Source organism: Levilactobacillus cerevisiae (genome assembly GCF_003946245.1).
Lineage (GTDB): Bacteria > Bacillota > Bacilli > Lactobacillales > Lactobacillaceae > Levilactobacillus > Levilactobacillus cerevisiae.
Genome location: NZ_RHNN01000010.1, coordinates 1 through 14,130 on the forward strand (window position 1 = coordinate 1; position 14,130 = coordinate 14,130).

At 47.4% G+C, this 14,130-nt stretch carries 14 protein-coding genes; 7 read left to right on the forward strand and 7 right to left on the reverse strand.

All coding sequences use genetic code 11. The features are described from left to right. Positions 1-238: 238 nt before the first annotated feature. Entirely contained in the window at positions 239-1,063 is an 825-nt protein-coding gene (locus EKM99_RS06055) for a GW dipeptide domain-containing protein (RefSeq protein ID WP_125581888.1), read from the forward strand. A gap of 1,404 nt (positions 1,064-2,467) precedes the next feature. On the opposite strand, the gene EKM99_RS06065 is transcribed toward EKM99_RS06055, so the two are convergent. Next, positions 2,468-2,977, reverse strand: a complete 510-nt coding sequence (locus EKM99_RS06065; protein ID WP_125582131.1) for a GtrA family protein — start codon at positions 2,975-2,977, stop codon at positions 2,468-2,470. 164 nt (positions 2,978-3,141) lie between these two features. Then, the gene (locus EKM99_RS06070; RefSeq protein ID WP_125581891.1) at positions 3,142-4,785 is read right to left on the reverse strand and encodes a peptide ABC transporter substrate-binding protein; all 1,644 of its coding nucleotides are present in this window, start codon (positions 4,783-4,785) and stop codon (positions 3,142-3,144) included. Positions 4,786-5,393: 608 nt separating this feature from the next. Here EKM99_RS06070 and EKM99_RS06075 point away from each other — a divergent pair. Both EKM99_RS06075 and EKM99_RS06080 read left to right on the forward strand, forming a co-directional pair. Further along, positions 5,394-5,687 (forward strand): hypothetical protein, encoded by a 294-nt coding sequence (locus EKM99_RS06075; RefSeq protein WP_125581893.1) that lies wholly within the window; start codon positions 5,394-5,396, stop codon positions 5,685-5,687. A 5-nt stretch (positions 5,688-5,692) separates the two neighbouring features. Then, the gene (locus EKM99_RS06080; protein ID WP_125581896.1) at positions 5,693-5,938 is read left to right on the forward strand and encodes a hypothetical protein; all 246 of its coding nucleotides are present in this window, start codon (positions 5,693-5,695) and stop codon (positions 5,936-5,938) included. Between the two features lie 319 nt (positions 5,939-6,257). Here the strand turns inward: EKM99_RS06080 and EKM99_RS06085 are convergent, their stop codons facing one another. The 3 genes from EKM99_RS06085 to EKM99_RS06095 all read right to left on the reverse strand — a co-directional run bounded on the left by EKM99_RS06085 (position 6,258) and on the right by EKM99_RS06095 (position 7,921). Then, on the reverse strand, positions 6,258-6,644 hold the full coding sequence (locus EKM99_RS06085; RefSeq protein ID WP_225419803.1) for an MmcQ/YjbR family DNA-binding protein: 387 nt from the start codon (positions 6,642-6,644) through the stop codon (positions 6,258-6,260). Between the two features lie 93 nt (positions 6,645-6,737). Then, positions 6,738-7,580, reverse strand: coding sequence for an SPFH domain-containing protein (locus EKM99_RS06090; protein WP_125581898.1), 843 nt, complete (start codon positions 7,578-7,580; stop codon positions 6,738-6,740). 11 nt (positions 7,581-7,591) lie between these two features. Then, positions 7,592-7,921, reverse strand: coding sequence for a toxin-antitoxin system HicB family antitoxin (locus tag EKM99_RS06095; protein ID WP_125581900.1), 330 nt, complete (start codon positions 7,919-7,921; stop codon positions 7,592-7,594). Positions 7,922-8,132: 211 nt separating this feature from the next. Here EKM99_RS06095 and EKM99_RS06100 point away from each other — a divergent pair, with 211 nt between their 5' ends. The 3 genes from EKM99_RS06100 to EKM99_RS06110 all read left to right on the forward strand — a co-directional run bounded on the left by EKM99_RS06100 (position 8,133) and on the right by EKM99_RS06110 (position 9,308). Further along, positions 8,133-8,291: an AbrB/MazE/SpoVT family DNA-binding domain-containing protein gene (locus EKM99_RS06100; protein WP_125581902.1), complete on the forward strand. Its 159-nt coding sequence runs from the start codon at positions 8,133-8,135 to the stop codon at positions 8,289-8,291. A gap of 57 nt (positions 8,292-8,348) precedes the next feature. Next, positions 8,349-8,858, forward strand: coding sequence for an AAA family ATPase (locus EKM99_RS06105; RefSeq protein WP_164511539.1), 510 nt, complete (start codon positions 8,349-8,351; stop codon positions 8,856-8,858). Between the two features lie 162 nt (positions 8,859-9,020). Further along, positions 9,021-9,308 (forward strand): helix-turn-helix domain-containing protein, encoded by a 288-nt coding sequence (locus tag EKM99_RS06110; protein ID WP_125581906.1) that lies wholly within the window; start codon positions 9,021-9,023, stop codon positions 9,306-9,308. Between the two features lie 772 nt (positions 9,309-10,080). Here EKM99_RS06110 and EKM99_RS06115 read toward each other — a convergent pair. Together EKM99_RS06115 and aldA are read right to left on the reverse strand one after the other, a co-directional pair. Continuing rightward, positions 10,081-11,205 carry an NAD(P)-dependent alcohol dehydrogenase gene (locus EKM99_RS06115; RefSeq protein ID WP_125581908.1) on the reverse strand — a complete coding sequence of 375 codons (1,125 nt, stop codon included), beginning with the start codon at positions 11,203-11,205 and terminating at the stop codon, positions 10,081-10,083. Positions 11,206-11,427: 222 nt separating this feature from the next. Next, a complete protein-coding gene (gene aldA / locus EKM99_RS06120; RefSeq protein ID WP_125581910.1) occupies positions 11,428-12,903 on the reverse strand; it encodes an aldehyde dehydrogenase in 1,476 nt (491 codons plus the stop codon). Positions 12,904-13,886: 983 nt separating this feature from the next. Here aldA and EKM99_RS06125 point away from each other — a divergent pair. Beyond that, positions 13,887-14,108: a hypothetical protein gene (locus EKM99_RS06125; protein ID WP_125581912.1), complete on the forward strand. Its 222-nt coding sequence runs from the start codon at positions 13,887-13,889 to the stop codon at positions 14,106-14,108. Positions 14,109-14,130 lie beyond the last annotated feature (22 nt).

Here is a 14,130-nt window from a genome sequence, read left to right on the forward strand (position 1 = left end):
GAGACCAAAAAAGCTAGAAAACCTCAGAGCCACAAAGGGCTGGTTGAGACTTTCTAGCTTACGGTGAATAATCCAGGATAAACGATGCATAGTTATTGTGGCCGCCTCGCTACTGACACCCGGAATCGTAGCCAGCGCCCATAGCAGCAGTAATTCTGGCTACCTTTTTAAAAATAAGGCTACCAAAATGTACAGTTATCCGCGGAAATTACATGCGCACGCAAAGTATTTGGGCCGGGTGGGGACAACGAAAACGGTTTACTTTGCAGTAGGGTCTGTTCACGCTAAGGGGATTAATTATGTTAAGTTGGCCTGGCCGGTAACAGAACGTCTCGACGGCAGTCAGGTTCTTTATAGCATTCCAAGTGGTTATGTTCGGCGTTCATCTGTTAAACGTGTTAAATTACTGTTAACTCAAGCTAAGTCGGCACCCAAACCATACTGGCTGAAAACTACGGCTTACAACTTTTGGGCTCATCCGTATGGTACGGTTCAGCATAACCTAGAAATTCGCGCGAGTGCTGAGCAATCTGCAAAAACGCTTTACGTTGTCGGTCAAGCAAAGACGTGGGAGAAGCGGACTTATCTTAAGGTGCAGACCAAAGCGGGAAAACAACTGGGATGGATTAATCGTCAGGCGCTGGGAGCTGGACCGTATCAGGATCCGACGCGTTATTTAACTCGTGGGACGTCCCTAACGAAAACAACCTGGGTTAACCCACAAGACTCACGGGTGAAGGTGACCAGTTTAGTCACTAAACATGAATTGAAGAAATTGATTATTCAGAATTCTGATGGCACGGCGATCGTCGTCCTATGGAATGGTGGACCTAATACGTATTTTCAAATGGAGAGCAACCATGTCCGCACTAAGCAAAGAGAATTCAATTCGTACGTTCAGAGTAAGAATCTTGATAACATGAACTTTGACAGTCAAGCGGGACAGATTAGATTGTGGATGATAACGCCGGACAAAAATCCTGATGTCACTTACTTGGTGAATGTAGACTTAGCAGGAGACTTTTCGTCAGTTGAGAAGGTCAAGACTCTGTTCTATGTTTGAGTGAAGTAGCGGCAACGGGGATGGAAGGTGGGGACTTTATTGAAAACTGGTAGGAAAAAGCTTTGGCGACGGGTTCTGCTGATCATTGGAATGGCAGTTGTGATAATGCCTGCCTTGTTCGTACCATATACGCCGAGGAATGCTGTGCGACTGTGTATATTGGAAAATGGACATCCGGTTAGCGCGGTATTTGCATTTCCTATGAAAATGACTAGGGAAGATAGCGCCGGCTATTCCGGGGGACATGTCCTGGCTTACTATCACATATTGATTCCCTTTAATATAAGTTTGGGTGGCATGCAAGCACATACCTTGGGAGTCCACAAACTGGACAAGGGTGATAAAACCTACACAGCTTTTCCAGCAGCCGATGTTGGGCCTTAACTCTTAGGCAGGCATCCGCAGACAACTAGCAAAAGCATGGAGTAGCGTCATGCAGGCGAAGAAGGGGAATGCATGATGAACAGAAAAAGAACTAGCAATAAATGGCTCAACCTAATCTTGGGTATTGTGGTATTGGTTCTAGCGCTAGGCCATGGGTTAGAAATCTTGGCGAGTAACGCTGGGGCGGGGGCGGAACCTTGGGGAATACGCTGGACAGTTGTGAACATCGGGATGTGGGTAGACCTCCTTTGGGGTATCTTGATTTTCGTAAAGCACATACCCAACTGGATGCTACTGGTTGTGAGTGTGATAGGATTATCCTTTTTCCTTTATTTCAATTACTATGTTCAATATTTCTTCTGGTTTCGAGTCTTAGTGTTCACAATCGTTTGTGGCTATTTTGTATACGGGACCTACAGAGATTACCGAGAAAGGTAGTCAAGTGGTGGCTTATCGGTAAAAGGAGCTAAACATGAACAGAAAAAGAAAAATCCCAACCTGACTAAATATCATCATAGCCGTTTTAGTGTTGTTCATTGCACTGGTAAATGGGATAAGCATTTTGGAAGGCAATGAAGGAATGGGACCAGGACCATGGAAAATAGGCTGGATATTTGTCAACATTCAGATGTGGGTTAACTTGTTTTGGGGTGTAGCTATCTTGATTAAGCGCGTGCCAAACTGGTTCCTGTTTGTCGTAGGGGTAATGGGGACGGTCTTGTTTGGCTACCTTAACGTTTACGTGCAAGATTTTTTCTGGATTCAAGATTTAATCTTAAGCCTGTCTTGTCTGTTCTTCGCGTATGAAGCTTATCGGGATTACAGAGCTAAGGCGGCTAAAAGCTGAGGAGAGTTTGGAGAATTCTAAGGGTTAAGGTAGAATGGGATGCTAATTGCCAGTTTGTGGCAGTTAGCATTTTTTTCTTCGGCAGGATACGTGCAAACATTGCCACGCCACCAAAAAAGGTGCTTAATCCCCAAAATCACGGGACTAAGCACCTTTGCTATCGCCAATTAAAGTTAATCTGCCGGAGCAGGTTGGTTCTTGAAGACGAGCTTCTTAGATAGGAAGAAATTCAAAACTAAGGCAATGGCGTGGCCGATGACCTTGGTCATCGTACCGTTCGCGTTGAGCCAGGAGATCCCCATGAAGAGGATGACGGTTTCCAACAGGAACGTGGCGACCCGGGTCATGTAGAAGGTCCCCATTTCGCGCATTGGTTTGTCAGACTTGTGCTTGAAGACAAACGTCCGGTCCAACCAGAAGGAGCATTGGACACTGATCAGCCAGTCGATGAAGTTGGCTAACTGGTAGCCGATGCCCATCGTGTGGTAGAACAGGTAGAACAACGTGATGTTGATAACAACTGAGATGGCCCCAAACAACAGGTAACGAGCGGCTTGGCCTTGAACCTTGTCCTCGACTTCTTGTAGCTGAGCAGCGTATTCGTTTTCCGTTTCGGTTAACTCAGCTTTGTACTCTTCTTGCGAGGCCGGGTAGTGATCGTGACGTAAGGGTTGACTTTCCATAGATTCCGGAACCTTTCTGTGACGTTTCACTTAGCTGGGTGAAACCGCTATGAAAAGTCCCCGGGCCCCACCTGAGTTATGAAAACGTGTAATTGTAGTTACTAGCTTAATTATACCGTATTTAGCTGGCACTGCAATGGGAACACCCTATGAAATCAAATTGGCTAATCAGTGACGTAGGCGTGCTGGTAATCCGGGCTGCCATTGAATTTGTTATAAACGACCCCTTTGACCTTGGGGTTGACCAGCGTGTTGGTTCGCGCCTCGTACAGGGGAGTGACGGCTTGGTCGGTCAATGCCGTTTTGGCGGCCGTCAACAGGTCTTGGTACCGCGCGGTTGGGCGTAACGCGTCTTTGCCCTCAGACTTGGCCAGCGCCTGATCGTAGGTCTTACTGTCATAGTGCCCCATGTTGGAGTTGTTGGTCGACGCCAGAATTTGCAGGGACTGAATCGGGTCGGCGTTGTCCATGCTCCAGCCGGTCAGGTTGAGCTCGAAGTTTCCCTTGGAAACGTTGCTCAGCATGGAAGGAAATGGCATTGCGGAAACGTTGACCTTGAGCCCTAATTTGCTGGAAACGGTACTCTGGATGAACTCCGCGACGTTCTTGGTGGTATCGTCGTCGCCACAGGTAATGGTGACGCTCAACTGCTTCTTGCCTAACTGTTTCAGGGCCTTTTGGTAAGTCTGCTTGGCCAGCGTCGGGTTGTAGTCGGCGGTATTCTTGACGTAGGCGTCGGTCGTGAAGTCCTTGCCCGTCTTGGCATTGGTCATCATGTGATGAATGGCAAATGTCTTGGCTGGCTGGGAGCCGTTCTTCAGGACGTGGTCGGCCAACTGTTGCCGGTTGATGGCCAAAGAAATAGCCAGACGTAGGTTCTTATTGGCAGCGATTTTATTATCCTCGTTATATTGAATGAAGCCAATCCGGCCAGCGGCTAACGACTTTAAGTTCGGGTTGTTTTTATTCTGGGTGGTCTGTTCGCCATCCAGGGTGACCGCATCTAGTCGCTTGGACTGGTACAAGTTGTACGCCGTCGAGCTGGTCTTGATGACCTGGTACTTGATACTGCTCAGCTTAACGGACTTCGCGTCGACGTAGGTCGGGTTCTTCTTTAACGTCCAGCTGTCACTGGTCCCGTTCCAGTTCTTCAGAACGAACGGCCCGTTGTAAACGGTGGTTGCGGCGGACGACCCATATTTTCTGCCGTATTGCTTAACGGCGCGCTGGTTCAACGGGTAGTAGGTGGTGCTGGCCAGCATTTGCTTGAAGTAAGCGGCGGGTTGGCTCAGCGTGATCTTCAGCTGATACTTGCCCACGGCGGTGACGCCCAGTGTGGCTGGCGACTTCTTCCCAGCAGCGATGGCACTGGCATTTTTGATATTCGCAAATTGATAGGTGAACTCCGACTTGGACTTCGGGTTCAGCGTGCGTTTCCAGGAGTAAACGAAGTCCTGAGCCGTGACCGGATCACCGTTGCTCCACTTGGCGTTGTGCCGCAGGTTGATGGTGTAGTGGTGGCCGCTATCGGTAACGGTGGTCTTGGTGGCCAGCGCATTTTGCGCCTGACTGTCGGCGTTCAGCCGGTAAAGGCCTTCACCCACTTGACTCAGAGTGTTGCCGGAGACGCTGTCGGTAATCTTGGCGACGTCGAGACTGGAAATCGTGGCCGTTTCGTACAGGTTCAGGTGTTGAGCCACGGCCTTTTTAGTTGATTGTGAGTGGCCGGTGATTGCGAAGATCCCGGCACCGATTAGAATAATCCCGCCGCAAAGGGCGAGTGCTTTCTTGTGTTGTGTTAAGCGCATCATTTTTTCCTCCAGATAGATTGAATTTGTCGGTTAGAAAGAATAATGAGCTTTGCCATCGGTTAGTCATAAGTGAATCCCCCTCGAAAAAAATGTAGACAAAAAACCGTCCTCAACAGCCAATGTGTTAAGGACGGTTTTAACCGCGGTGCCACCTTAATTAGACGGGTCCCCGAAAAAGAGACCGCGCCCCTCTCCACAGGAAACTAGCATTTCCCTGACAACTGACGTATGTCGCACGTCTTCCCGTACTGCAAATTGGTTCGGGGAAGCCCTCGGTGGTCCATTTAACTACCTGCGTTCGGCCGTACTCTCAGCAACGACGGCTCTCTTAACGTGCACGATAATCTTGATCTCCACCTCAATGGTTTGTTTCGGACGATTTATTGAATTGAGGCTAGTGTACCCCTGGAAAAAGCGGGTGTCAACTGGAAATTTTTGAAAAGGGTATCGTAGATGGAGGGCAAGAGTAGGGGTAATTGCATTTAGCAATTAAGGTAATACTATTTATATTAAATGTACTTTACTATAGTCAATGGGTGTGTTATTGTTTTTTTAAGAGCGATGGAGAGAGCATCTTCATTATTTTATTTTAGGGGCACTGGGGGATGGAAATATTGAATGATAGATTGGCTGCAAGCCGGCTAAATATGATATTTCGTTACTATTTAGGAAGAAGGAACGTCAGTAGATTTTCGTCTATAGAAGGCGACGTTTACGCTCATCTACGTGTGTCTGAACTTGAAGGCCTGTGCCATTGCTTTAATGTTTTGGGAAGGCATGGGGCAAAATTTGGGACTACGGATATACTAGATTCTAAAGGGAAAATAAGTCATATTCAGGTGCACATTAACTTAAAAGAAAGTGAAAATTTGCGGGAATGGTTAGCGGGTAGATTTTAATGGAAATGTTACTTATCTTTTTTAAAATGATTATTCAAAATAAGTCACTTATCCAAACTGATGAGCGCATCTCCGTTATCAATATCGGACTTCCAGTTACTGAACTGCCGCAGTTGAGTGCTATATTAACGATGCTGGGCACATGCCAAGCGGTGTTTTCTTTGACTACTGATAATGATACGATTCTTCTAAGTGTCAAGGCTTCCGAAAATTTAAACATTGATAGTAAAGTGAAGCAAGGTCTCGAATGAGTTTAAAATCTGAAGATACCTGAAGTCCGGATTGTTCAGCAACACAGTTTGCTAACGAAAAGGGGAGAGGTCTGAATCGACTTTAGTCGATTTAGACCTCTCCCTTTTGAGTCGCATGCTATTACTGAAAATTTAGATATAAAGGGATTGCTTCGACTGAAATAAATAACTATTAATCTATAACAATTCCATTCGTGAGTAGCTGGGTGGTAGTTTTCCAAGCCATATATAATTGCTATTAACGAGCTTGTGCTGGTAATTAATTATGAAGCAAATGTTGCTGCTAATCACAAGTTAATATTGATAATCAACAATCCAATCACTGTTTAGTCACTAACGCATAACTACTATCCAGTAACAGGAAAAGTCCCGCCGCATCCGCCTGTCGATCCAGGACAATTGTCAGCCAGTGTTCCTTGTTCATGTGGTAGGCGGGCAGGTATCCTGGCTTGGCCCGCAGAATGCTACCGAGTTCAGGATCGACCTTGATGTCGAGAATATCGATTTCGTCGGTACCCGGGAGGCCCAGCTTGGCTTGTGGCACGTTCATCACGGCCCCGAACCACTTGCCCTGGCGGTTCTTGAGCACGGCGTAATTAGGGTACGACTTGAAGAGATATTCCGGGGTGATGCCGTACGTGTCTTCTGCGTAGGTGAAAATAGCTTGGCGAGTGACCATCATTTCGCGACCTTTCTGGTTGAACACGGGATAGGTTCATTTTACACCAGTTGACCCCGGACAGCGCAACAGCTCCCCAGCAGGCCAGTGTGGTCGTTGGGGAGCTGTTGTCGTGTCAGATTATTTTTTGACTGCGGGTGCTTTGGGTTCCGCTAGTCCGGTCTTCAAGGCCGCGCCAATCGCCGGGATCTGTCCCAGGTCAGCGACGTGATCACTCGGCACCACCACCACGTTTGCGGGTGAATTGGCGAGGTCACTGAAGGCGGAAATGGATTGGTTCTCGAAGAACTCATGCGTGGCCGTTCCCAGACTGGAGTTGACCGTGTCAATCCGGTATTTCTCAGCGTCAGCCCGGGTCCGAGTGGCCGTCGCCTGAGCCGTTGCGGTGGCCATCAAGGCGTCGTTCTTGGCCTTGGTCGTCAGCTCAATGGACTTGGCTTCCCCTTCGGCCTTGGCAATGGTCGCAATCCGTTCCCGGTCGGCCGTCAACTGCTTGTCCATGGCGGATTGAATGGCCTTAGAAGGCGTCAGTTCGTCGATGTTGGTCCGGTCAACGTTGATGCCATAGGTATCGGTCAAGTCGCCAATGGCCGTGGCGAGTTCGAGGTTGATTTTTGCTGTGGAACCCAACGCTTGGTTGAGGTCCATCCGGCCAATGATATCGCGCAAGTGACCCCGAACGAGTTGCGCCATGGATTCCACGGAGTCCGTGTTCTCGTACTGGTACTTCACGGCGTTGGTCACGTGGTAGTTCAGCGTCAGACTGGCTGAGACGTCGGCGTTATCCTTGGTAATGACCGAGTAATTGGGCAGCGCCAGTGGCGACATGGCCAGGCTGACGGTCCGAATCTTTTGGATGCCGGGCAGGTAAAAATGCACGCCGGGTAAGACCGTGTGCTTGTATTTGCCAAGCGTTTCTACTAAACCTTCATTATTTTGACGAACAATTCTAATCCCAAACATGGCGATTCCCCCTAGATTTTCTTCAATGTTAAAATATTCCCGTGACTCTCGATGACCGTATAGTTTGCGGCTTTATCTGGTTTTTCAGGTGATTCCAGCAGGTAACGGTAGTAGATGCCAGAGATCAAAACCAAGCCAGATTTGACGTCCAATTCCTTCCCCGAAATGGCCCGACCAATCAGCTGTCGTTGTTCCCAATTGCCCTGTGGTGCCGCGCGCGCTAGCACCTGAGCGATGTAGGCGTTGATGCTCCGACCATCAGCGTCGGCCGCCGCAGAGACCCGTTTAAAAAGGCTTTCATCCAGCCGTAATAGAAAACGTTTTTGTGGTTCCTTTGCCATATAGCTCCCTCCTGTTGATAGCTTAATGATATCACGATGATATCACTTTTACCAGTCCCCTGAACGGTTAAAGTTGTAAATGTCCGAATTTTATGGTGAAATTAGTGAGTTTGTCAAAGTCGTTCTCAAAAATAAAGCTAAAATTCCTTACGTTTGCCTTACGACCTGCTGCCTGCTAGACTCAACTTAAAAGTGATTTGGAGATGAGCGTATGACAGTGAGAAATCAGCAACAGTCAGCGGTCGCAAAAGTTACTTCTAAGAATCAAATCACAGTGCCTAAGTCCGTGCGTGAGGCCCTACAAATAAGGAAGCAGGATAAATTTAAGTTTAGTATTAAAGAAGAAAATTGCTGGGAAACTTGCAGATAAAGATATGGCGCGTATCATTAAAAATCTGAAACGCTTCTTTTGAGAATGTTGAAAGGGATGGAACGCGTGACAAAACTGGTGGTGTTACGTGGGAATTCCGGGTCCGGAAAAACGACGACGGCACGGGAGTTACAGCGCGTTCTGGGGCCGACAGCGCTGTTGATCAGCCAAGATGTGGTCCGTCGTGAAATTTTGCACGCCCCGGATACGGCAGGGACGCCGGCCATCGCGGTCATGGCCGAGTTGATTGCCTGGGGCCGGGCGCAGGGATTCACCATCATTATTTTAGAAGGTATCCTGAAGCGTTCGGTGTATGGCGAATTTCTGCGGACCCTTAAACAAACGTGGGACACCGCCATGGTGATCGGTTATTTTGACGTGACCTTTGCGACCACAGTGAAACGCAATCAGATCAAGGCCCAACCGTTTAGTCGTGCACAGCTAGCGCAGTGGTGGCTGGGCCGGGATTTACTGGGCAGTGAAGATATTTGTTTTGATGAGTGTAGTACGGTGGCGGAGCAGTGCCAGCGGCTTTTAAAGGAAATTGCGGGGACAGAGAATCAATAGTTAATAGTTGTTACCCGTATAAAAAGCGCCTGAGAAGAAATTCCAGGCAGAGGGTAATTAAATGATAATTACTCACGGATTTACTAAGGAGTCGCAGAAAACACCAACAAATCAGATGAAGTATGCACATATTATTCTTAAAGAGTACTGGGAGTAGTTAGGATGGCAACAATTAAATTTAATAACTATTTAAAAGTCCAGTTGCAAGATCCAGAGTTTAAGGCGGGGTACGAAATTGAAAGTGCAAAGTTATCTAGTGCAGTGGTAACCATGAAGGCATGGGAAGCGGCTGGCTTGACGCAACGGGAGCTTGCTGAGAAGGCAAATGTTCCTCAGTCAACGATGGCTAGAATTGAGCGGGGAGATAACACTAGTATTGATACCATGTCAAAGATTGCCTTCGCTTTGGGGGCACGATTAAGTATTGGATTTACGCCAAACAATGTGTAATGAGGTAGTAAAAGCAATCAATCTTAAAGTTCACAGTCGGTTGCTTTGGTGTAGTTGGTGTAGTCGTTAAAAGCGTTGTCTGACTGAGTTGTCGGGCAACGCTTTTTAGTTTCTGTAAGTCTGACGTATCAATTGTGGCGGTGGGGCCCACCGGCGATGCTGTAGTTGATGGTGATGAAGGCGCAGCGCTCAGCTGTGGTTAAAGTGACGTCTAAGAATCAGATTACTGTTCCTAAAGTAATTCGTAAAGCCTTGCGATTACAGAAACAGACTGACAAACGGATATGGGTGCAGAGAACTTTGACTAAGGTACGATGTTGGGGAACCGGTATGGCCATGGTCAATCCCTTTTAGTATTTGTCTATGATGAAAATCCCCACGGCTGCGATCAATTATTCTGGATAAAAGCTGCCGGTCCAGCGATGGGTTCCATCAATGTCACGTTGAAGAACCTAGGTTAACCGGAGGAGGACAGAGATGTAGGCAGCTGTGTCGACGGTGTTAGCTGAGATTTTTCAGCTTACAGCGTGGGACGCGTTTGGAGACTGACGATTTTGTCAGGCTTCAAACCGAGCCGGAGGACCGCTTCTCAGGCCGCAGGTGGTCCCCACAGCAGCCGGAATCTCTGGCAGCCGCAGGTGGCAATTAACAACTAATCTTGTGGATTCAATCTCTGTTAGCTGGGCCTTTGGCTTTTCAAACCTGAGCGAACGCAAAAAGCCGGCCAATCTCACAGGATTGTCCGGCTTCATGACGCTAAATTTTAAAGGTGTTATTTCCCAGGAACGTAGCTGTCATCAATGACCAGAACAGGCTTGATGGTCTTCCCGGAAACGGAATCAGCGTTGGCTTCGTTGATTTGACTGAACTTGTAGAACTTTTCAGTCTTGTCAAAGTCGAACATACCCATCTTGTAGAATTCAATCAAACGAGGGATGTCGATTTGTGGAACGGAGTCGCCCATGTTAACCCCAATGACGGCCTTGTCGTTGACACAGAGGTCGTTCCAGGTGTCGAGGTCAATGTGTTGGTCGGTAACGGCAATCGCTGCGGAGACCCCACCTTGAGCCAAGGCTTGGATGGAGCTAGCAATCACACTGGAAACACCGGTTGTATCAACCGCGTAGTTGACACCAAAGCCGCCGGTCAAGTCTTGCACAGCCTTGACCACGTCGCCAACCTTCTTACTGTTGATGACGTCGGTAGCGCCGAGTTCCTTGGCTAAGTCCAAACGAGAGTCGACGATGTCAATGGCAATGACCTTGGTGCAACCGGAAATCCGGCCGGCCATCATAGCAGCCAACCCAACGGCACCAGTCCCAAAGACGGCAATCGTGTCACCAGGCTTTGGCTTCAAGGTGTTGAGCACAGTCCCAGAACCAGTTACGTAGCCACAACCCAGCGGGCCGAGCTTCCGTAAGTCGAGGTCCTTGCTAACCTTAACGGCGTTCCGTTCACGAACCACCGTGGTTGAGGTGAAGGAGCTTTGGTCAAACATGTCAGCAACGTTGTGACCAGCTTCAGTAAAGTGAGCGGAGCCGTCAGGACGGACCCCAGACAGGTTGTTGGCCGCGTAGTTTTCACATTGTGTTGGCATCCCGGACAGACAGCTCTTGCAGTTCCCACAGCCGTAGAAACTTAAAACAACGTGGTCGCCTGGCTTGAATTGGGTAACTTCTGGCCCGACCTTTTCCACGATCCCGGAACCTTCGTGGCCCAAGACGATTGGGTAATCAATGGTGGCAACCCCGGTACGCAGGGCTTCGTCGGAGTGGCAAATCCCACTGGCAACCATGTGGACTTGGATATCGTCCGCGCCCATGTCAGCCAGTTCAACGTCATCACGAATTTCAAAATCAGCATTTTGCTTATCAACAACTGCAGCTTGAATCTTCATAATTGGCACCTCGTTTTTAAAAGTTATTTACACTTGATAATTATGTCACAATCAGCGGTAAAAGCAAGCGCTTTCATGAAAGCCACCGTTTCGGTTACGCCTAACAAATGGCGATGACCACTGAGGCGACGGCCGTTAGCCGCGCACGACCCCAATTTCAAATAAGGGTAACTTTCACAGAAAAAAGATCATTCGCAAGGGAATAATCTTCTTTCAGCACGCTTAAGCTAAGGTCTTTTCTGGGTGACCCTGCAGGTAAATGACGTGGGTGTTGAGGAATTCTTCAATCCCGTGCTTCCCATCGTCACCACCAATACCGGATTCCTTCCAGCCGGAGTGAGACCCGTTCATGGCTTCGAAGTTAAAGCGGTTGATGTAAGTTTCACCATCTTCGAGTTCATTGGCAGCGCGGGTAGCGTTCTCGATGTTCTCGGTAAAGATGGATGAGGTCAACCCAAAGTCACTGTCGTTGGCCATGTCGATGGCTTCGTCCAAGGTCTTGAAGGTCAAGACTGGCAGAACTGGGCCAAAGATTTCGTCTTGCACAATTTCAGAGTCTTGCTTGACGTTGGTAATAACGGTTGGTTCGAAGTAGAAGCCGTTGGCAATCTTAACCTTGTGGCCACCAGTTTCCAGCTTGCCGCCAGCTTCAACGGCGCGGTCGACCATGCCAGCAACCTTGTCTAAGGCGCCCTGGTTGATCAGTGGACCCATGCCGATGTCTTCATTTTGCATTGGGTCGCCAACGGTTACGGCAGCCATCTTGTCGGCTAACTTCTTAGTAAATTCAGCCGCAACGTCTTCTTGAACGTAAACCCGTTCACAGTTGTTGCAAAGTTGCCCGTTGTTGTCGACACGGGAGTCGATGATGGATTGGACAGCCAAGTCGATGTCGGCGTCCTTGCAGACGATGGCAGGTGCTTTCCCACCTAATTCCAAAGAAACCTTGGCCATGTGGGTTGCAGCAGCTTCCATGACCCGCTTCCCAGAGTTGACGGAACCGGTCAAGCTGATAATGCCAATCTTCTTGTTACGTGATAATTCGTCACCAATGACGGAGCCGGGACCGGTGATGATGTTGACAACACCCTTAGGAATCCCAACTTTTTCAACAATTTTAGCAAATTCCAAGCCTAAGTTTGGTGTGTCGGTACTTGGCTTCATAACGATGGTGTTCCCAGTAACTAAGGCTGGACCCATCTTCCGAGCAATTAAGAAGAATGGGAAGTTCCAAGGTAAGATGCCGGCAGCGACACCAATAGGTTGTTTAGCAATCATAATATTTTCGTTTGGATTATCTGACTGGAGAATTTCGCCTTCGTAGGTCCGTGATGCGCTGGCCATGTAGTCGAAGTAGTCGGCAGAGAACAGAATTTCAGTGGTAGCCAAGCCCTTGACCTTACCTTGTTCTTCTTGGAGCATGGCGATCAGGTGAGCGGAGTCCTTCCGAATTTCTGTGGCAACGTCGTGCAGATACTGGCCACGGGTTGCGGCAGGAACTTTCTTCCAGGACTTCTGTGCTTCGTAGGCAGCGTCAATGGCTTCCCGGCATTCGTCTAGTGTTGCGCTAGGAACAGTGGAAATCGGTTCCCCAGTTGCGGGATTGAGCACGGTAATTAAATTACCGGATGATGAATCCTTAAACTCACCGTTGATGTACATTTGATAGTGTTTTAATGCAACTGAACTCTTAGACATAACTATAAGACTCCCTTCAACATCATCAAGACGGACTAACTTGACCCCAAAGAACACGCTGAGGTGATGGAACTAGCGTCACCCGGTACATCAAACGGCTAGGCAATACGTTGCGGAACTATCCCTCAACTTCAGTTATAACGCGTTTTGGGAAAGAATGTGAGTTTTTTCACAAATAGTTTTGTTTCAGGAAGGTGGGAGTTCGATGAAACCTTGCTGCGCGTAGGTCTTGGTAGTTTGTAAGGTTAGTTTATTAAGTCATTATGTGAAAGTAGTTTCTTTCTGGTGTAATCTTCCGATAGGAACAGGTGACTGGTTTGTCTTGGAGAAATTCCTGTTCCAATGTATTGAAGTCTATCTGAAATTTGAATGATTTTTGAGTTTGCTTTAGCAATAGTGTTGCTGAAAAATTTTACGCCGTCATGAATGGACAAGCTCCAAGCTTGAGAACTTCTGTAGCCACGTAACCATAATGGCCTCATTTCAGCTGGAAATTAAGCCTGTTTTCAATCAATGGATAGTAGATTTCTTAATAACGATTTTCACATTTTGTAAAAGCAATATTTATTTAATAATATTAACGGTTTACCTGTTGACAATGCTTTTTTGATTCGGTACTCTATTTCTAGTAGCTATCAAACTAAGAGTACAGATATGAGGCGAACGTTATAAAAAACATGTATTATGATTCTAATAATTTCCTTTATTTTCCGTATTGGAATGTTTTTTCTCCAATATAGTTTTCAATAATTGTTCGGGAGTGTCATTGTTAGTCGGCTTGTTCATGTTGCTAGTATCGGCGACAGTCGTCTTGGAAACAGCCAGGTTCTTTCCAATTCAAAATTTTTTCAATAAAGCATTAGGATGATTTTTAGAAACGCAATTAGGAAACACAGCATGAATCAAGATGCTGAATTGCTGTTTCTTTTAACTTTGGTGGTATCCTCCGTTGGGCTACTTTGTATGAGAGGAGTGAAAAGAAAATGAATAATAGAAAAGTTGATATGGATCGGCTTTCCCGCATTTCTAAGGTTTCAAATGGGAAGATGGAAGCTAATACTGCTTGGACAATTCCTGTTACTGAGTTTACGTTTACATTTGTAGCAACGGCAATTGCCGTTGCTACAATAACAAGAAAAAGAAACATCACAAGTAGAATATGGTACATCACGAGGCCGGAGGTATATCCCTACATTCAGCTTTAACTTTCTATTTTTTGTTTTCAAT